The 19725-nt window shown below is 45.4% G+C and carries 18 protein-coding genes and 1 tRNA gene; 7 read left to right on the top strand and 12 right to left on the bottom strand.

All coding sequences use genetic code 11. From position 1 onward, the window contains the following. Positions 1 to 101: 101 nt before the first annotated feature. On the top strand, positions 102 to 1301 hold the full coding sequence (tuf, locus tag HXT33_RS04910) for an elongation factor Tu (protein ID WP_004136843.1): 1200 nt from the start codon (positions 102 to 104) through the stop codon (positions 1299 to 1301). Positions 1302 to 1902: 601 nt separating this feature from the next. Here the strand turns inward: tuf and HXT33_RS04905 are convergent. From HXT33_RS04905 to HXT33_RS04890, 4 genes are all read right to left on the bottom strand, one after another. Beyond that, positions 1903 to 4245 carry a leucine-rich repeat domain-containing protein gene (locus tag HXT33_RS04905; protein WP_421786797.1) on the bottom strand — a complete coding sequence of 781 codons (2343 nt, stop codon included), beginning with the start codon at positions 4243 to 4245 and terminating at the stop codon, positions 1903 to 1905. A 95-nt stretch (positions 4246 to 4340) separates the two neighbouring features. Continuing rightward, on the bottom strand, positions 4341 to 4505 hold the full coding sequence (locus tag HXT33_RS04900) for a hypothetical protein (RefSeq protein ID WP_410314468.1): 165 nt from the start codon (positions 4503 to 4505) through the stop codon (positions 4341 to 4343). Between the two features lie 171 nt (positions 4506 to 4676). Beyond that, positions 4677 to 5423 carry a Bax inhibitor-1/YccA family protein gene (locus HXT33_RS04895; RefSeq protein ID WP_410314467.1) on the bottom strand — a complete coding sequence of 249 codons (747 nt, stop codon included), beginning with the start codon at positions 5421 to 5423 and terminating at the stop codon, positions 4677 to 4679. Positions 5424 to 5576: 153 nt separating this feature from the next. Then, positions 5577 to 6422, bottom strand: coding sequence for a GTP pyrophosphokinase (locus tag HXT33_RS04890; RefSeq protein WP_421786795.1), 846 nt, complete (start codon positions 6420 to 6422; stop codon positions 5577 to 5579). Between the two features lie 115 nt (positions 6423 to 6537). On the opposite strand from HXT33_RS04890, the gene miaA reads away from it, so the two are divergent. Then, positions 6538 to 7533: a tRNA (adenosine(37)-N6)-dimethylallyltransferase MiaA gene (miaA, locus tag HXT33_RS04885; protein WP_421786793.1), complete on the top strand. Its 996-nt coding sequence runs from the start codon at positions 6538 to 6540 to the stop codon at positions 7531 to 7533. Positions 7534 to 7604: 71 nt separating this feature from the next. Here miaA and HXT33_RS04880 read toward each other — a convergent pair whose 3' ends face one another. The 3 genes from HXT33_RS04880 to trxA form a co-directional block, all read right to left on the bottom strand. After that, complete coding sequence (locus HXT33_RS04880) at positions 7605 to 9209, bottom strand: MDR family MFS transporter (RefSeq protein ID WP_421786791.1); 1605 nt, start codon at positions 9207 to 9209, stop codon at positions 7605 to 7607. A gap of 206 nt (positions 9210 to 9415) precedes the next feature. Then, positions 9416 to 10405 carry a G5 domain-containing protein gene (locus tag HXT33_RS04875; protein WP_004136863.1) on the bottom strand — a complete coding sequence of 330 codons (990 nt, stop codon included), beginning with the start codon at positions 10403 to 10405 and terminating at the stop codon, positions 9416 to 9418. Positions 10406 to 10551: 146 nt separating this feature from the next. Next, positions 10552 to 10896 (bottom strand): thioredoxin, encoded by a 345-nt coding sequence (trxA, locus tag HXT33_RS04870; protein WP_004127552.1) that lies wholly within the window; start codon positions 10894 to 10896, stop codon positions 10552 to 10554. Between the two features lie 127 nt (positions 10897 to 11023). On the opposite strand from trxA, the gene serS reads away from it, so the two are divergent. The 5 genes from serS to rsmD all read left to right on the top strand — a co-directional run bounded on the left by serS (position 11024) and on the right by rsmD (position 16316). Beyond that, positions 11024 to 12310 carry a serine--tRNA ligase gene (gene serS, locus HXT33_RS04865; RefSeq protein WP_004127549.1) on the top strand — a complete coding sequence of 429 codons (1287 nt, stop codon included), beginning with the start codon at positions 11024 to 11026 and terminating at the stop codon, positions 12308 to 12310. A gap of 82 nt (positions 12311 to 12392) precedes the next feature. Next, a tRNA-Ser gene (locus tag HXT33_RS04860) sits at positions 12393 to 12477 on the top strand. A gap of 251 nt (positions 12478 to 12728) precedes the next feature. Next, on the top strand, positions 12729 to 13667 hold the full coding sequence (locus HXT33_RS04855) for a nucleoside hydrolase (RefSeq protein ID WP_004136865.1): 939 nt from the start codon (positions 12729 to 12731) through the stop codon (positions 13665 to 13667). A gap of 60 nt (positions 13668 to 13727) precedes the next feature. Further along, a complete protein-coding gene (locus HXT33_RS04850) occupies positions 13728 to 15152 on the top strand; it encodes an MFS transporter (RefSeq protein ID WP_421786788.1) in 1425 nt (474 codons plus the stop codon). Positions 15153 to 15731: 579 nt separating this feature from the next. Continuing rightward, positions 15732 to 16316, top strand: a complete 585-nt coding sequence (rsmD, locus tag HXT33_RS04845) for a 16S rRNA (guanine(966)-N(2))-methyltransferase RsmD (RefSeq protein ID WP_421786786.1) — start codon at positions 15732 to 15734, stop codon at positions 16314 to 16316. A gap of 9 nt (positions 16317 to 16325) precedes the next feature. Here rsmD and trmD read toward each other — a convergent pair whose 3' ends face one another. From trmD to HXT33_RS04820, 5 genes are all read right to left on the bottom strand, one after another. After that, on the bottom strand, positions 16326 to 17147 hold the full coding sequence (gene trmD, locus HXT33_RS04840; RefSeq protein ID WP_421787603.1) for a tRNA (guanosine(37)-N1)-methyltransferase TrmD: 822 nt from the start codon (positions 17145 to 17147) through the stop codon (positions 16326 to 16328). An 11-nt stretch (positions 17148 to 17158) separates the two neighbouring features. Continuing rightward, complete coding sequence (rimM, locus tag HXT33_RS04835; protein ID WP_415690103.1) at positions 17159 to 17761, bottom strand: ribosome maturation factor RimM; 603 nt, start codon at positions 17759 to 17761, stop codon at positions 17159 to 17161. Between the two features lies 1 nt (position 17762). Then, on the bottom strand, positions 17763 to 17996 hold the full coding sequence (locus HXT33_RS04830) for an RNA-binding protein (protein WP_004105376.1): 234 nt from the start codon (positions 17994 to 17996) through the stop codon (positions 17763 to 17765). 2 nt (positions 17997 to 17998) lie between these two features. After that, positions 17999 to 18481, bottom strand: a complete 483-nt coding sequence (gene rpsP, locus HXT33_RS04825) for a 30S ribosomal protein S16 (protein WP_004127517.1) — start codon at positions 18479 to 18481, stop codon at positions 17999 to 18001. Between the two features lie 147 nt (positions 18482 to 18628). After that, positions 18629 to 19723 carry an endonuclease/exonuclease/phosphatase family protein gene (locus tag HXT33_RS04820; RefSeq protein WP_421786784.1) on the bottom strand — a complete coding sequence of 365 codons (1095 nt, stop codon included), beginning with the start codon at positions 19721 to 19723 and terminating at the stop codon, positions 18629 to 18631. Between the last annotated feature and the right edge of the window lie 2 nt (positions 19724 to 19725).

The following is a 19725-nucleotide window of genomic DNA, read 5'->3' as shown; positions in this document are numbered from 1 at the left end:
GCACCGAAGTGGCACCTAACCCAGAAACCCAGTAAATATGTAGCGAAAGACTTTACACATTCGTGTGAAGCAAACTACGAGACGTCCAGGAGGACAAACACATGGCAAAGGAAAAGTACGAGCGTACTAAGCCGCATGTCAACATTGGTACCATTGGTCACGTTGATCACGGCAAGACTACTCTGACCGCGGCTATCTCCAAGGTGCTGCACAGCGAATATCCTGATTTGAACCCTCAGTATGACTTCGATCAGATTGATGCCGCTCCAGAAGAGAAGGAACGCGGTATTACCATCAACATCGCACACATCGAGTATCAGACTGAAGCACGTCACTACGCTCACGTGGACGCTCCAGGCCACGCTGATTACGTTAAGAACATGATCACCGGTGCTGCTCAGATGGATGGCGCAATCCTCGTGGTTGCTGCTACCGATGGTCCTATGGCTCAGACCCGTGAGCACGTTTTGCTCGCTAAGCAGGTCGGTGTCCCGAAGATCCTCGTTGCTTTGAACAAGTGCGATATGGTTGATGACCCAGAGCTTATTGACCTCGTTGAAGAAGAGGTCCGTGACCTCCTCGACGAAAACGGCTTCGATCGCGACTGCCCAGTCATCCGCACCTCTGCTTACGGTGCTTTGCATGATGACGCTCCAGATCACGACAAGTGGGTAGAGACCGTCAAGGAACTCATGAAGGCTGTTGACGAGTACATCCCAACCCCAACTCACGATCTTGATAAGCCATTCTTGATGCCAATCGAGGATGTGTTCACCATCTCCGGTCGTGGTACCGTTGTTACCGGTCGTGTTGAGCGTGGTAAGCTCCCAATCAACACCCCAGTTGAGATCGTTGGTTTGCGTGACACCCAGACCACCACCGTTACCTCCATTGAGACCTTCCACAAGCAGATGGATGAGGCCGAAGCTGGCGATAACACTGGTCTTCTTCTCCGTGGTATCACCCGTACCGACGTTGAGCGTGGCCAGGTTGTGGCTGCTCCAGGTTCTGTGACCCCACACACCAAGTTCGAAGGCGAAGTTTACGTCTTGACCAAGGACGAAGGTGGCCGTCACTCGCCGTTCTTCTCCAACTACCGTCCACAGTTCTACTTCCGCACCACCGACGTCACCGGCGTTATCACCTTGCCAGACGGCGTTGAGATGGTTCAGCCAGGCGATCACGCAACATTCACTGTTGAGTTGATCCAGGCCATCGCAATGGAAGAGGGCTTGACCTTCGCAGTTCGTGAAGGTGGCCGTACCGTTGGTTCCGGTCGTGTGACCAAGATTCTTGCCTAGTATTTTCTTAACTGAAAGTATTAGCTAAGGCTTAACAAAGACCCCGCGAGGAAACTCGTGGGGTCTTTTGTTGTTTCGCGCTTGCTCCAAATGCGGGATTTGATGCTCGCTTTTGGAGGGTTTGCTCTGGCGTATCGCTCCAAATGCGGGTAATTCATCTCGCGTTTGGAGGGTTGGAGGCGGTTTTGCGCTCCAAACGCGCGCGACTGGTTTCACGTTGGCGCGACGACCTGCTTGAGCGATGCATTGCGAGCGATGACCTGTTTTCTGCGCGAGTGTCTCATTTTGCCCATTTTTGGGCACTGGTGCAGATGGGTTACTGCGTTAGGTTCTCTGATTGTAGATTATTGGACATTAGTGCAGATTGCGTACTGCGTTAGGGTCTCTGGTTGCCTGTTTGGGAAACATTCGACGTGTAGTTCTCTGGCATTTGTTGTCGTTTTTGCCTTGGCTGACCACATTTGCCGTGTATTTTTCCGGCGTTTGGAGAGTTTGGGGTTGTTTGTCGCTCCAAATGCGCGCGACTGGTCTCATGTTTGGAGCGTAGAACACATAAATAAAAACCCTGCCGACGAATCAGCAGGGTTTTTATAGTAGCTCGTTAGATTTTGTTAGATTCTTGAGATCCAACATTTTTGCGTCTTGCTGAAATTGCAACAAGCAATCCAAGCACTAATAAGCTGAAGGATGCAATGATTACGCAGTATGTATCCGTTCCAGTATTAGATAACTTGTGACGTTTATTGCTTGATTTGTTTGCAGTTTTGCCTGTATTAGCCTTGTTGCCTGACTTAGACGTATTTGAGGAATTTGCGCCATTTTGAGATGCATTATTTTGGGATACGCCATTTTGAGCGGCATTATTTTTAGCAGCATCTGGCTTTTGATTAATGTACGGATTAGTCGTATTGATATTTTCTGAACCAGTATTAGGCGTTGTGCCTATGTTTGGATCAGGCGTTACGTCTATTTTCAAATACGGCTTAGGTAATATCTCTGGTTCCGTTATGTGCGATTGATTCGAAGGGGTTCCAGGCTGATCTGGAATTGGCGCAGGTGTAGGCGTGACAGACGGATCCTGCGAATCTGGCGTTGGCACAGGCGTTGGTGTTGGCTGCGGAGCTGGCTGAGGCTGAGGTTGAGGTTGAGGCTCTGGCTGCGGCTGCGGCGGCGTTGGCGGAGTCGGCGTTGGATCAGGATTCGGCTTTGGCTTTGCCTTTACAGTAAAGCTCGCATAAAACTTACACTGCGATCCATCAAGATAAGTAACCGTAACAGGAACATTAACAGTTTGATCTTTATCAGTTGCGTCAGGTATTTTTTTAAAATCATCACCTATCGTAACCGTAGGCGCCTTGTAATAATATGCAACATCAACATCATCATCATTCGTATATGCACAAAAATCTCCTACTTTTTTGAAAATAGTCCGTTCAGGATTCATTGGCCCATACAAATAGAATGAATAAGCGCTTGTTTCGTTACCACAATTTCTCTTATTACAATCATCATCCTCTGGATCACAATAATCACATGCAGTAGGCTTTAAACCAGCAGGAATTGCAGGATATTTACGTTTTCCACCTGTTACAAATAATCCCTCAACCTGATTTTTAACATCATCACTAATCGATTTCACAGTCGGTTTGCTACTAGACTGCGTAGCACTAGACGAATCAATATCATTAATTTTCACATCACTACTTTTAGCAGGCCACGTTTCAGCCATTGTTTTTACTTTAACGTGAATATTAAAGTTATCAACAGAATCATACCCGATTATCTTGTTGTCTTTTGCTTCTCCTTGTGTATATTTTAAAGCTGCAGCAAAATTGTATTCGCCAGGCAGATATGCATTCCTGCTAATTGCACCATCAGTATTAATATTTTCATTCCAGGCATCCCAATATGAAAAATCAAAATAATCCGTGCCCTTTTTAAATCCGTCTATTACAACTTTGGATTTTAGAGATGATATATCAATCCCTCTTCCCTCACCAAATCCAAGTTCAATATTAAAATCTTGTATCTTATGTTGACGAATCAACAATTCTCCATTAAACAAAAAATTAGGACCAACATGAACATTTCCTCCACCTGTATGAGAATAGAACTCAAATCCTAATGTTTTATTTAGGTCAAAATTTATTAATTTAACTCCATCATTTTCGTTTATTGTAATAGTTTTATCATTTATATAAGTTGGCCGCATAAATGGAGTGGGAACATATCTATAAACGTACTTATAAGTAAAGTTGTAATCTTTATCTTTAATAGTTGACGCCAAAAGCTTAGTATATTCATACCCATCTTTAGCCTGCTGAGTAGTTATATTTTCTTCAATATGCTGGTTAGAAAAATCATACAAACTATCGTATTTGGATTTTGAATATAACACATACGAATACGGATCTTTTTTGGCATCAGCAAACAATTTATCGCTTTTTACAGCAGCAATAGCGTAAATCTTATCAACGTTTCTAATACTATTTTCTTCAGCCTTAATGCTTATAAGCTTGCCATTACAAAGACTAACAAGACTATCTACATTACTAACTTTGTTTATACTTATGTCCAAAGATTCAAGATTTGTTAAACTGGCTAATTTAGAAATATCACTTATATTATTCCCACTCAAATTCAAATTTTTAAGATTTGTTAAACCAGCCAATTTAGAAATATCACTTATATTATTATCACTCAAATCCAATGTTTTAAGATTTGTAAGAGTAGAAAGCGGCTTTAAATCAGAAATATTATTGTGATCTAATTTCAATTCTTCAAGATTTGGAAAATACTTTAAAAAGCTGATGTCACTAATGTCTTCAATGCTTAAACCAAGCTTTTTGATTTTCTCCATATCTGTTTTTGTTGGATGCCACTTTTCAACAGAATCAGGTAAAGTAAAACCATCGTTTTGAGAGTAAGACAAGCTGTTATACAAGTCTCTCTTAAGTTTTGGGTTATTAGCAAATAAATTGTTTGGATCTTCTGGCTTGGCTACACTGTCACTACCGGTACTAGATGCAGAAGGCTTAGTTAACGCAGCCCCCCCCCAAGCGTATTTTGCGCAAAAGCCGCATAAGCAGGTATCATGCCAAAAATCATGCAGCTAGAAATAATTGAACCAACAATTAGCTTAAAAACTTTAAGATTTAAACCACTTTTAATACGATTAACTAACATGCCAATAATCCCAGGCATAAACTCAACCTTCTTATTCAACAATCTCAAATAAATACTAGTCCGTAAGTACAGCCACCAGCTGCTAACTGTTATTTTAGTAACTGTCTGGAACAATTGCATAAAAGAGTGCATAATAAAAACCCTGCCGAACGAATCAGCAGGGTTTTTATGTTTAGAAAATCAGAACTACTAATCTCTGTTATTCCCAAGCAGCTGCAGCAAATAAATGAACATGTTAATGAAGTCCAAATAAAGCTGGAAAGCGCAGAAAATCGACAGCTTCTTAACCATTTCTGGCTGATTTGCGTACTGTTCAAGAAGAGAACGCGTTGCTTGCGCATCGTAAGCGGTTAGACCAGCAAAAATCAGGATTCCAATAGCCGCAACAATTCGCAATACGCCCGCACCAGGAGCGACGAACATCAAAATAACTTGCGTAATAACTAACGCAATAAGCGCAACCATAAGAATTGGTCCAGCTTTAAGTAGATTCATCTTCGTAGTAAGCGCAAGCATAGTTAAGCAAAGGAAGAATCCTGCAGTTAACGCAAATACGAGCGCAATCGAACCTAAGCTAAACACCATAAAAATAGTGCTGAGCGTAAAACCGGTTAGAGCAGAATAAACGTAAAACAGAACGCGCGCTGTAGTAGTGCTCATTTTCATGATGCGAGTGCCCATAAAAACGGATATGATAATTTGCGCGCCGATTAGCAAAATCCAACCCCAGCCGCGAGTTGCAAGCATAAATTGCAAGAATAAATTACTGGTTTGCGTAAACATTGCAACTAGTGCAGTCACAGCAAGACCAATTGTCATTTCACCGTAAGTGCGACCTACAGAAATTCTTTTTGCTTTTTCAAAAGCGTAAGTAGCATTAGTGTCGATTACTTCAGGAGCGCTCGCTCCGTAATAATCTTGCGTAAAGTTTGTCATAATTTCTCCTTAACAGCTATGAAATAAAACGCTGTCAAGACAACGTTCTCATAATATTTTAGCTGATGCATCTTAAAAAATGCTAAAAATTGTAACGTAATTTAGTACGTTTGCACAAAGCAAGTATGTGCGTGCGCCTTAACGCAACTATTCTTACGCCCTGCTATTTGGTGCTTCTTCAGCGCGAGGAGCGCCGTTAATGTCGCGGTGAATGCCCTGCATCTGCGCCTCAATATTTTGCAAACTGCGTGCGCAATCAAGCAAAGTCTGCGAGTGCTCGGCCAACTTTGCGTCCGGCAAACCGGACTTATATCGCAAAGCATGTTCCAAACTAGCCCAATAATCCATTGCAATTGTGCGGAACTGCACTTCAACCGGCGTATAATGCGCGCCCGACGACAAGAACACAGGCACGGCGTAAATCACATGCAAACTGCGGTATCCGTTCTGCTTAGGATTTTTAATATAATCCTTTACTCGCAGCACCTGAATATCTGTTTGTTTAGAAAGGTACTGAGCTACGGAGTACACGTCGTCGCAATAATTGCAGATGACGCGAATGCCAGCAACGTCGAAAAGATTGTCGCGTATAGAACGCGTAGAAATTTCCAGATTGCGGCGCTGCAGCTTTTCAAAAATAGAGTGGACCGATTTAAGTCTGCGCTCCATGTGGTGAATTGGGTCGTGAGAGAAGCGCACCTGGAATTCGCTGTCGAGAATCTCAAGCTTTGTGCTTATTTCGTACATTGCGCCTTCGTAAACTTGCATCATGTTTACGAATTCGTCGATTTGATCTTCCGGCAGCATTGGGGAGTTGGATTTGCCGCAGTTTGGGCAATTAGTGGTGTGTGCGTGCTCGTGTTCGTGTTGCTCGTGCGTATTTGTATTGTTATCTATATAGGTATTGTTTTCGACGCCCTGCTCACTAATTGCTTCGTTGCTGTGAAGGCGGGCGTACAATTCTGCTGCGTTTACGCGATTATGACGATCAAGTATCACGTCTTTCTATAATACTCGAGAAACTGCTAAACTGTAGGTTAATCTATAATATTTAAGATAAATCTGATTTGTATGCGCGTAAGTTGAGGAGCGTGACGTGTTGAAGGAGCGTGACGTGGCAGAAAATAAGCAAAATCACGTGCCAAAAGTGATCTCAATCGTAGGCCCTACAGCTTCCGGCAAAACAGGTCTTGGTATTGCGCTGGCAAAAAAATTAGCTGAACGCGGAGTGCGCGCGGAAATCATCAATGCAGATGCGTATCAAATGTACCGGCATATGGATATTGGTACAGCGAAGGCAAGCGCTCAGGAGCAGGCGGAAGTGCCGCATCATTTGCTGGATATTATCGATCCAGAGGAGACTATGACAGTCGCGCGCTTTCAAGATCTTGCGAGAAAGTGCATTCGTGAGTTGCAGTCGCGCGGTGTTAGGCCGATTTTAGTTGGCGGTTCTGGATTGTATGCGCGCGCTGCCGTGGATGATATTACTTTTCCTGGTACGGATGCGACTATTCGTGCGGCTTTGGAGGAGCGCGAGCGCAAAGAGGGTGCGGGTGCGCTTTTTGCGGAGTTGCAGCGGAAGGACCCGGTTGCTGCAGCTCATATGGATGCGCGCAATCCTCGCCGAACAATACGCGCGCTTGAAGTGATTGAGCTTACAGGAAAGCCTTATTCTGCAACGCTTCCGCGCTATAAGTATGTGATTGATTGCTTGCAAATTGGTTTAGATTTAAAGCGTGACGATTTAGATAAGCGTGTGAATTTGCGTACGCAGTTGATGCGCGAGCAGGGTTTTGTGGACGAAGTGCGTGCAATTCGAGGGCGTTTGGGGGTTACGGCGGCTCGTGCTCTCGGCTACCAGCAGATTATGGATTATTTGGATGGCGTATGGAGCGAGGATGCGGCTTTTGAGGATATTGCGCAGAAAACTCGTAGGCTAGCGCGCAAACAAATGGGTTGGTTTGGGCGAGATGCGCGAATTCACTGGTTGGACGCGTTGCGACCGGATCTTGCGGATGCTGCCATGACGTTGGTTGATGCTGCAGATGCGGGGGAGTTTGACAACGAAGACTCTGGTGCTACTCAGCATCATCTTGGATTTGTGCAGTAAATCACGTGTCTTAAAACGAAAGGCGACCTAAACAGCGCAGTCGTGAGTAGTTTTGGTCGCCTGCGAGCTATTTAGTATTGATGATGCGTGTGATCGTGCATAACATCGTGATGCTCTGTTGCGTGAGGAATATGCATAACGCGCATTCGATTGATTGCCCTGCGCGCAAGATTATGCGCTGATCCTGTTCCTTCACCTTTAACACCAAAAATGACCAGTAGTGCCATAACAGCTGTAATAATCGCGCTAATACGTAGCGTCCACTGCACGCCAAAAATGCTGGCAGCAACATCTGCTGCGTGACCGGTGCCAGTAACAGTATGATGCCACGTTGTTAGAACCGTCATAGTAACTACTAGCACAGGAGCGCCAATCGCACCCCAAAGCTGACGCATAGTATTAGTTACTGCAGAACCATCGCCAAGCTCTTCTGGACGCAAGCAATTAAGCGACCAGGTTGTTATTGGCATAAGCAAGAACCCCATACCAATTTGGCGTGTGAATTGCCAAATAGAAATCCACCAAATCCACGTATTCATGTCAATAAGACTCATCATTACAGTGCCAAAAAGCAGAATAATAGAGCCTGCCATTGCAACTGGTCTAACGCCAAAACGATCCAGCATGCGTCCGCCAAAATATTGCGAAATCGCCATTCCAAAAGCACCTGGAAGTAGAATTAGGCCGCTCATCGTGGCAGAAAAACCGCGGTCAGACTGAATATAAAGCGGAATAAGCACCATAATCGAGCTAAAAGCGAAGAAAGTTAAGCATGCGCAAATTGTGCCAATCATAAAGTAACGATTCTTAAGCACGCCAATACCTAGAAGAGGTATACGCCCACTCTTCTGTGCTCGCAACTGTCTTATAACAAACCAAGAAATTCCAAAAGCGCCAACAACCATAGGAACCCAAGAAAGCGGATTCGCAATTCCACATCCTTCAATATTAGTGAAGCCGAACATAAGTCCGCCAAAACCAATAATTGAAAGTCCAACCGAGAAGAAGTCGGCGTGAGCGTTAGGATCGTGTTCTCCAAAATTATGCAAGAAAAGAACCGATAAAATCACGGAGATTATGCCGATAATCGTAAGAGAGAAGAAGATTGATCGCCATCCGTTAATATCAGTTTGCAAACCACCAATAGTAGGGCCGATTGCTGGAGCAATGCTCATTGCCATACCGACACTACCCATGGCCATGCCGCGTCGTGTAACAGGGAATACGGAGAAGACGGTTATTTGCAAAACAGGCCACATTACGCCAGTGCCAATCGCTTCGAGAGCGCGGCCAATAAGTGCCATCATAAAATCGTTACTTAGCCACGCAAGAACTGAGCCGATTGTAAAAAGAAGCATGGAAGTAATAACAATTTGACGCGTTGAAAAGCGGCGAGTTAAGAACGCTGTAAGCGGCACCATAATTGCCATAATCAGCTGGAAAATAGAGGTTAGCCACTGGCCTGTTGTAACACTTATGCCAAATTCTTGCACAATTGTTGGAAGAGCTGCCGTAAGTTGCAGTTGTGCAAAATTGCCTATGAAGGTAATAAATGTAAGAATTGCAAGGGAAATTAGTGCAGGTTTAGTAAGACGATTATTGCGGTATGCTTCTTCTCCTGCCAAAGCATGGCTGAGATTACGGCTTTCAGAAGATAGCCAATTTGCTATTGCCACAATAAGATCCTTTTCTGTTCTAAAGCTAGAAAGCGTGTAAAACCAACGTGTAAAATCAACGCGCTAAACAAGAGTACGTAGTCAGATTACACAGTTAGCGTAAAAACCGACTTGCGTGACTGCCTTGCGGAACCGACTTGCGTAACCGACTTGCGGAACCGACTTGTTTTAGTGCAAAGTATGTTCAAAAATTAAAATTGCTTAAATCAGTAGCTGCGGTAGGAAAGCCAGTGCTGATAAGCTCCCTGAATAGAACCGTAGCGGCCGTTGCAGTAATTCCAGAACCAGCGAAGCTGAGTCTGGTAATTCGTGGCCCAGTCAGCACCCGCAGAAGCCATCTTTCCGCCCGGCAAAGCTTGAGGCAAGCCGTAAGCTCCAGAAGGATTCATAGCATTTACTCTCCAGCCTGATTCATGAGAAATAATGAACACTGTAGCTGTAAAGTCTGCTTCGCTATAACCGTTGGAAATAAGCCAGTCGTGAGCCCATTGCTGCATTTCGCCAGCTGGAACTGTAGTCCCAATAGAAGCAGCTAATCCAAGATTTGCCGAAGCGCCACCAGTTCCAACAAGAATAACCTTGTCTTTTGGAGCTTTCTTTACGTAGGAAGCAAAAACGTTGGAAGAAACAACTTTACCTTTTGTGCGCGTAACTATTTTTGCTGTTTCCATAACGCCGTCAGCGCCCTGGCTTTGCACTTTTTCAGTACCTTTTGGAAGAGCTGCTGTTTCTTTTTTCACAACGTTAAAAGCAATCGGATCGTCGGAAGTTTCGAGCTTTGCTCCGGCGCGATTGATTGTAATAACGGTTGATTCGTCAACTTTTGTGTTAAGTGAAGGCGTTACAACATCGTGCGGTTCAAGAGTAATATCGCCAGCGTCTAAAACTGATTTTACGTCGGTAAAATTAGTGCCTAAAATCGTGCGATGATGTCCGTTTATAACAACGTTTATATATGAAGTTGCGCTTTTAGTGAAAACATCTCGAGCAGCGCCACGAGAAACTTGCGTGGAATCAGTTGCAGAATACGAAGTGACAGGTGCTGCGTGCTCTTTAGATGAAGTGTAAAAGCCGCGGGAAGTAAAGCCGAGTGCCACCAAAGATACGGAGCTCACAATAATCGCACCAAACTTAGCCCACTGACGTAAACTGAGCGAACTAAGCGTAACGGTATGCTTGCGGTGACTGGTGGCCATAAATCTCCCTTTGTTGAGTAAACGCAATCAAAATAAATAGCACAATCGAGAGCTTGACTGCGAATAACCAAGTTGGCAAATAACCAAAGTTATTAATATTCTAGTAGCACGTAAAGAGAAGGGCGCTATTTCAACGTTTATTAATTTCAGTCTTCTGAATCGTCGTCCGTTACAAGTTCTTTTGCTTTTGAAACTACCAACTCTAATTCGTTAGCAGTTATAGCACCTTGGTGATTCCAAACCAATCCACCATTTTTTATGACCTGAATAGTTGGAATAGAATGGATTTCTGCTTCTTCTGCTATTTGCTGATTTTCGTCAATGTCGATTTTAACAAAAGCAATATCTGGATGATTATTGCTTACAGATTCAAAAATTGGACCAAATGAACGGCACGGACCGCACCATGTTGCCCAAAAGTCAACGAAAACGATTTCGTTAGACTTAATAATAGACATAAAATCTTCCTGGCTTGCGTGAATAACTGCCATTTTTTCTCCTATCTTTAGTCTGTTTATATAAGTATACCCCATGTATTTATTGCATACTTATCTGTATATTTATCTGCATACTTGCCTGTATATTTATCTGTCGCCTTGCGGCACTAGGCTAGAGTGCATGCTTGATATTCAATTTATTCGTGAACATGCAGACGTAGTTAAGGAATCGCAGCGCAAGCGTGGTGAGTCCGTTGAACTCGTCGATGAAGTGTTGCGCAATGACGATTTGCGCCGTGATGCTCTTAAGGCTTTTGAAGCTGCTCGCGCTGAGCAGAAGGCGATTGGTAAGAAGGTTGCTTCTGCTCCTGCGGAAGAAAAAGCTGCGCTTATTGCCGAAACTAAGGAATTGGCTCAAAAGGTGGCTGAGTATAAGGTTGAATCCGAAAAAGCTACTGCCGACTACACAACCGCAATGTGGAAGCTTTCTAACATCGTTGAAGATGAGGCTCCAGAAGGCGGCGAAGACGACTACGTGGTTGTTAAGAAGGTTGGTACTCCTCGCGATTTTGCGGCTGAAGGTTTCGAGCCAAAGGATCATTTAACTCTTGGAACCGGCGTTGCTGGAATTGATATGCGTCGCGGTGTAAAGGTTGCAGGCTCTCGCTTCTACTTCTTGCGTGGTGCTGTGGCTCGCTTGCAAATCGCAATGCTTACTATGGCTGTAGACCAAGCAGAAGAGCACGGTTTTACGCTTGCGATTACTCCAACGCTTGTGCGTCCGGAAGTTATGCGCGGAACTGGCTTCTTGAATTCTCACGCGGACGAGATTTACCGCCTTCGCGAGCCAGATGATCAGTATTTGGTTGGAACTTCTGAAGTTGCTTTGGCTGGTATGCATGAGGATGAGATTCTTGACTTAAGCAACGGCGCTTTGCGTTACTGCGGCTGGTCTAGCTGCTATCGTCGTGAGGCTGGCGCTGCTGGTAAGGATACTTCCGGAATTATTCGCGTGCATCAATTCGACAAGGTTGAAATGTTTGTTTACTGCAAGCAGGAAGATTCGCGCGCTGAGCATCAGAAGTTGCTTGGCATGGAGCAGGAAATGCTGGCTAAGGTGGAAGTACCTTACCGCATTATTGATACTGCTGCTGGCGACCTTGGCTCTTCTGCTGCTCGTAAGTTTGATTGCGAAGCTTGGGTTCCAACGCAAGGCCGTTATCGCGAGCTTACTTCTACTTCTAATTGCACTGAGTATCAGGCTCGTCGCTTGAATGTGCGCGAACGCATGGAAGATGGCGGAACTCGACCAGTAAGCACTTTGAACGGTACTTTGGCTACTACTCGCTGGCTTGTGGCTATTTTGGAAAATCATCAGCATGAAGACGGTTCGATTGATATTCCAAAGGCAATGCAGGCTTATATGGGCGGTAAGGAAGTTATTGAGCCTACGAAGTGGGAAGCGTGATAGTCGCGTTCCAAGCGTGATGATATGCTTAACCCTTGTGCGTTGAAGCGTGTTAATTGTTTATTGCGTTTCTTCGCAGATTGGATGGGTGTCCGAGCGGTCTAAGGAGACGGTCTTGAAAACCGTTGTAGGGAAACCTACCGCGAGTTCGAATCTCGCCTCATCCGCAAGCAGGGCTTCTAGCAAATCGCTAGAAGCCCTTTTTTCATGCCGTTTGCGTCAGATTTCTTGCGATCCCGACCGAAACGACTCAGCTGTGAGTAGTTTATGTCACTTTTGTATTGTGCAGAAATTTTATTGCAATAAAGCGTTGTCCTGCTATACTTATTTTTGGTCATTTGTTTACGTGTATAAACAAATGTTATGTGACTTATAGTGTCGCACTTGAAAAAATGAATCAGTTTACAAAGGAGTAATAATGACTTCCATAATCCTGGATTGCGATCCTGGTCATGATGATGCCATGGCTATTTTGTTAGCACTTGGCAATCCGAATATCGATTTGATTGGCGTAACAACTGTTGGCGGCAACCAAAGTCTCGAAAAAGTCACGTATAATGCGCGCGCAACGCTGGAAATGGCGCATGCTACTAATATTCCTGTGCACGCAGGCTGCGATCGCCCTATGATTCGTCCGCTGGAAGTTGCGGCTGCAGTCCATGGCGAAACAGGTTTGGACGGCGTAACTCTTCCGGAACCGACGCGCCCATTGGACGAAGGCCATGCTGTAAATTGGATTATTGACACGATTATGAGCCACGAGCCTGGCACGATTACTCTTGTTCCAACCGGCCCGCTTACGAATATTGCTATGGCTGTGCGCATGGAGCCGCGAATTGTTAGCCGCGTTAAGGAAGTCGTGCTTATGGGCGGCGGGTACCACGTTGGAAATTGGAGCGCGGTTGCGGAGTTTAATATTAAGACGGATCCGGAAGCTGCGCATGTTGTGTTTAACGAGGCGTGGCCTATTACAATGGTTGGCCTTGATTTAACGCATCAGGCTCTTTGCACGCCGGAAGCTCAAGCAAAGATTGACGCAGTCGGAACGCCTCTTGCGGCGTTTGCTAGCGGTTTAATGGACTTCTTCCGCAAGGCATACCAGAATAATCAGGACTTTATTGATCCGCCTGTGCACGATCCTTGCACGATTGCGTATTTGATTGATCACAGTGTTGTTCAAACTCGTCGCTGCCCACTTGACGTTGAAATTAAGGGTGATTTGACGCTTGGTATGACAGTTGCGGATTTGCGCGGACCTGAGCCTTCGGCTGAAGAGTGCCATACTCAGGTTGCTACGAAGCTTGATTTTGATAAATTCTGGGATTTGATTGTCGACGCGCTTAAGCGTATTGGCTAATTGTACTAGAATTATTGCGGATATTTTCCAAGTATTATCAAATTTTGATACGAGGTTATTATGACTGAGGTTTCATCTCCAGCGCCTTCCATGTTAGATAAAGGCGGCCGCTCAATTGTAGCGCTAATGACGGCGCTTCTTGTGGCAATTTTTGCATTCCAGCTTAACGCTTCAATGCTGTCTCCTGCATTGGCAACGATGACGAAAGAGCTTCACACAACCGATACGCAAATCGGCTTAACTCAAACGGTATTCTTCACCGCAGCAGCTTTGTTCTCGCTGTTTTTGCCGCGATTAGCTGATTTAGTTGGTCGTAAAAAGGTGCTTATTGGCATTTTAATTTCTACGATTTTAGGTTGCGTTGTTTCAGCTCTCGCTCCAGACGTGAATATTTTGATGATTGGCCGTATTTTGCAAGGTGCGTCTGGTCCTGTGGTTCCAATGTGCTTGATTATGTTGCGCGTTCGCGTGACGGAAGAAAAGCGTTACGCAAGGTTGATGGCAATCTTAACTTCCGTAAACGGCGGTATTGCAGGCGTTGATGCCCTTCTTGGCGGATGGCTTGCTGGCAATTATGGATTCCGTTCCGTCTTTTGGACTATGGCAGGTATTGCTGTTGTTGCAGTTGTTATGGTTATTCTTGCTGCGGATGAATCTCACGCTGAAGAAACGCCGCGAATGGATTGGCTTGGCGTTATAACCCTTGGCATTGCGTTCTTGGCAGCATACCTTGCAATTAATGAGATTGATAAGCTTGCTTCTGCAAACTTGACTATGATTGCAGGACTCGTGGTTGTGGCTGTTGTGTTCTTCGTTGTGTTCTGGAAGATTGAGGGCAATAGTGCAGCTCCGCTTGTTTCTACGCATTACATGAAGCAGCGTCGTACGTGGGGTCTTCTTTCTTGCACGCTTTTGACGATGACTGGCGTATTCGCTTTGATGAACGGCGTTGTGCCGCAGCTTGCGCAGGATGCGAAGGCTGGTGCACATTTGGGAGCTGATGTTGTGAGCTTTGCAACGCTTACCCCTTACGCAATTATTGGATTCCTGTTCGGACCTATTGCTGGTATTTTGGCCGCAAAGTTTGGATACCGTTTGGTGCTTCGTGTGGGTATTTTGCTGAGCATGGTTGGTGTGCTTTTTGGCATTTACGTTGCTGGAGTGCCTTCTGTGTGGGCTCTTGTGGTGCTTTCGCTCGCTATGGGCGTAAGCTACGCTGGTATTGCCAACATTATGCTTAACGGACTTGGTATTGTGCTTTCTCCAAAAGATAATCCAGGCTATTTGCCAGGCATGAATGCTGGAGCGTTTAACTTGGGTGCCGGTTTGAGCTTTGCAATTCTCTACGCTGTGATGACGAATGTTGCAGGAACTAATGGTGCAACAGGCGGATACATGGCTTCGATGGTTGCGGGCATTGTGTTGCTTGCACTTGCGTTTGTTTGCTCCTTCTTGATTCCGAATCCTGAAGAAGTAAATAAGTAAATTAAGTAGGGTTGTTTTTGACTGCAAACGCCGGGGAATTTTCTCCGGCGTTTGTTGTTGCGTGACGACCTGCTTTCGCGCTTGCTTAATGTGGCGCGAGTTTTGGTGGATTTCTCTCCTCGCACGTCCCGTCCTTCGGGCGCTCTGGCTGTTAAAAGAGTTTAGCGTGTTCGCCTTTCTTAAAGAATGTAGCTTCTCAGTCCTCTTTTAGTGCTCGTAAATAAATCCACCAAACTCTGCATGCTAATTCGTTAATAACCGTGCTAATCGCAGAGATTTTTCGATTTTTCTTCTTCGCTCGACGAATCAGCAGCCTTCGGCTCTGACGTTCGCCTCGCTCGGTGCGAAAAATCTCAAATCTCTACCACACTGGTATTCGTATACTGAAGTCGCAAAACAAACTGTGGGTTGGTGTGTTGTATGTGTGCTTGGCGTGATGTGTGCAGTAGCAATGATGCTAGTGTTCTTTTAAGCAATAAATACTCAACGTAAGCAGCGCAATACTGCAAAGCTACAGGAACATTTGCAGGAAAATGCGCGGCGTTTGTTTGCGTTTGAGGTTACAGCTAAGCTAGAAGTATGCATATTATTGCGGGACGTTTTAAATCTCTGCCTCTCACTTCGGCGCAATCTTGCACGCGGCCGACCACAGATCGCACGAAGGAGGCAATTTTTTCGCGCCTTGATTCGTGGGATGTTATGCACAATGCTCGCGTTCTTGATTTATTTGCCGGCACAGGTGCGTTAGGAATTGAGGCGCTATCTCGTGGCGCGCGCGAGCTTGTGTCTGTTGAAGCAAATTCGCAAGCAGCGGCTCTTATACTTCGTACGTTGAAAGTACTGCAGAGTTCAAAGTCTTGGGATTCTGCGCTTTCTATGAGGGTGATTCGCAAGCGTGCGGAGCAGTTCGTTGCAGATTATAGTGGGGAAGCGTTCGAACTTATTTTTATTGATCCGCCTTATGCTTACGAAACTGCGGATTGTGAAAGTTTATTGGCTTCGATGATTTCTAGCGGCGTTGCTAGCGTTGCGGCCGACACGCTGATTGTGCTTGAACGCAGCGCGCGTAGCGTAGCTCCCGCGGTTCCTGAGGGTTGGGAGCTGTTTGACACGCGCAATTACGGTGAAACTTCTGTTTTGTTTATTCAGCCTTCTCGCGACTAATCTTATTTTTCATAAGTTTTTGCGCGGATGATCGCATGAAACTTCCCATCCGAGAGCCATGAGTGTTTTTCGATCCGCTTTATCTAGTTTGTGGCAGTCCAATTTTTCAATCAAATCAGGCCGAATTTCGCTAGTACGCGAAATCGCTTCGTCTCGGCGGAATCTGTCTACCTTCGCATGATTTCCAGAAGTCAGAACTTCCGGAACGCTTATACCGCGCCAAGTAGTTGGACGCGTGTATTGATGATGTTCCAAAAGCGCGTCCGCACCAGTATACGACTCTTCAACAATCGACTCAGGATTGCCCATAAACCCTGGAATTAGGCGTGTAATCGCCTCAAGCATAACGCTTACTGCCACTTCGCCGCCGTTAAGCACGTAGTCACCAATCGAATATTCGCGCACGTCGATGCCTTTTGCGCGGTAATATTCCGGAATTCTAGCGTCGTAACCCTCATATCTTCCGCATCCAAATAGCAAATGATTAGCGTGACTTAATTCCGTTGCATCTTTTTGCGTAAATAGTGGGGCAGAAGGGTTTGGGAAAATAAGAATTGGTAGATTCTGCGTATTTTGAGAATCCTGCGCATTTTTCTGATTCGGCAGATTTAGCAGCTCGTCTAAGCATTCAGCCCAAACTTCCGGCTTCATAACCATCCCGGCGCCGCCGCCAACAGGAGTGTCATCAACTGATTGATGCACGTCGTGAGTCCACTTTCGCAAATTGTGCGCGTGAATCTTAAGTAAGCCGTTATTTTGCGCCTTGCCAAGTAGGCTCAGATCGAGCATTTGAAAATACTCTGGGAATACGGAAACAATATCGATGTCCATCATAATGCACTCTATTGCGAAAGACCTGGAATTAAGCCGCCTGGAGGGTCAATAGTCAAATACCCTTCATCGACGTCAACCTCCGGCACAAGCGCCTCAACAAATGGCACAAGCGCAGTCTTATTATCGTCGTCAATCGGATTATTTAATCGGATTTTTAGCAGAGATTGCGCGCCATCGAGCACATCCACAACTTTTCCAATAGTCTCAGCCGGAAGCCCAAGCTGATTTTCATTGCAAAGACGCGCTTGCAAACCGACCAAATCCTTAATATACCAAGCATTTTCGGCAGCAAGCTCTTGCGCATCTTCCGCAGGCACATACAATTCAATGCCATTAAGAGCTTCAGCGTCGTTGCGATTTTGTGATTCTTCGAATAGTAAAATCCAACGATTTTTGAACGTTCTTGCGTTCTCAATAACAAACTCGCGCGTGCCGTCGGCAGTGCATAACACGTTTCCAGGTTCGAAACGCTCGTAAGGTTCGTCGGTAAAGACTTGTACAGTCACTTCACCCTTTAAACCTTGGGCTTTTCCGATACGACAAACCCTCAGCAGGTCATTACGACTTTGCTGAGGGTTGTCAAAAGATTGTTGGTCTAAGGCCACGTTCATCTCACTTACGTACGTCCATAATGTCTACGCGCACATTGTGATTGCTTAAGGCTTGCACAACAATGCGAATAGCATTAGCAGTACGACCGTTTCGGCCGATTACACGGCCAATGTCTTCAGGATTCACGCGCACGCGCAGCAGTTCGCCGCGAGCGTTTTCGTGAGAACGCACCGACACATCATCTGGAAAATCCACGATGTTTTTAATGAGATGTTCCACAGCTTGAGCCAGCATGATTACTCAGCCTTTTCCTCGGCTTCGGCAGCTTCGGCGGCCTCTGCTGGTGCTTCAGCTGGAGCTTCTTCAGCTTCGTTTGCAGCAGCTTCTGCTGCAGCCTGAGCCTTAGCAGCGGCTTCAGACTTAGCAGCCTTCAACTTCTGAGCTTCAGCTTCAACAGCCTCAACGCGAGCCTGTGCATCTGGGCCAGCTTCGGAAGTCTTCAAAGTACCTTCAGCACCGTCAAGACCCTTGAACTTCTGCCAGTCGCCGGTAATCTTCAAAAGCTTCAACACTGGTTCGGTTGGCTGTGCGCCAACACCAAGCCAGTACTGTGCGCGCTCAGAATCAATCTGAATCATAGATGGCTGCTTGTTTGGATCGTAAACGCCGATCTCTTCAATGGACTTGCCGTTGCGCTTGTTGCGCGAATCAGAAATGACTACGCGGTAGAAGGCATAGAACTTCTTGCCGAGTCGCTTAAGACGAATCTTGGTTGCCAAAATGGCTCTCCTTATAACTAGAGTCGTGGAATTTCGTTCGGGTGTGGGGCACTCCTTACGAGCTTCCACATGTTCCTCACGTGGTCGGGAAGAGGGCGCCGATTCACGCGAATAACTTATCCATTATGCCTGCGCGCTTGGACGTTTTTATTCCAGCGTATATAGGGCGATTGATGCGATGTATGCAAGGTGATCAGTGCCGTCTATTACGGCGTTTTTTTGCCACACGGCTTCGGCGTGCAAATTTTTTGCGCAAAATAGAATGTGATCAAGAGTAAGATTTGGCCATTTAAGCCAAGTAGGCCAAGTTTTTAGGCGCTTTCCAAGACAAATAGAAGCGTCTAAAAATCCGGATTTTAAAAGCGAACGAAAACTTGGGTGATCGATTGTGGAGTTCAAATCTCCTGTAAGAATTGTTAGGGTAGATAATTCGCACGTTTCTGCAGTGCTTGTATTTTCAGTACTTTTTGAAATTTTCACAAGATTTGCCAACGAGCGGATTCCCTCGCTCCAAGCTTTGCACCCGCGCATAGGCGACTTTGGGTGTGCGGAAGCAAAGTTTACGAAAACGTTTGTAGACGCGCCAAAATCTAAGCAAGTTGTAACGCTCGGCACGCTTGCTGCCTCAATTTTTATGGCATTATTGCAAGTAGAAATCGCGGAATATTGTGTAAAAATCGCGTTGAATCCGCCGTTATTGTGCTCGCTTTTGCTACCTACGCAAGAAGTCGGAAAAATTTCGTAAATACCTAGTTTTTCAAGATTTTTTACTAAGGATTCGCTTAATTCTTGTAAAAGTAACGTGTTTACGTTGTATTTTTTCGCAGTTTCGATTATTTGAGATGCGTTTGCTTTTCCGTATCTGCAATTTAGTGTCATTACGCGGATTTCCTGGTAATTTTCCGGCGTTTGTTTTCGCGCGCTTCTAAATCTTCCAAACCAGTACGGCGTATATGACTTAAGTGAAATCAAAAATAGTACCGCGTAAGCAATGCATAAATATGCGTAAGATTGAGCGAAATTATACGATTGCGGATTTTTAGATGCGTACAGCACTTGCCATTCTGTAGCGAAAATACTGAATAAAAGCAGCGCTCCTACAACATAAGTCGAAAGCGAAAGAAGCGCAATAATATACGGAAGTGGGTTATATTTATCCGCGCCCGCCGGCAGCCACCGAAGCAACTGCCAGCAAAGAAGCGCCGCAAATATAACCCACAGAATTGCTAATACAAAACTCATCT

Source organism: Gardnerella sp. DNF00753 (genome assembly GCF_049244275.1).
GTDB classification, from domain to species: Bacteria; Actinomycetota; Actinomycetes; order Actinomycetales; family Bifidobacteriaceae; genus Bifidobacterium; species Bifidobacterium greenwoodii.
This window is presented reverse-complemented; position numbering and strand designations above follow the sequence as displayed.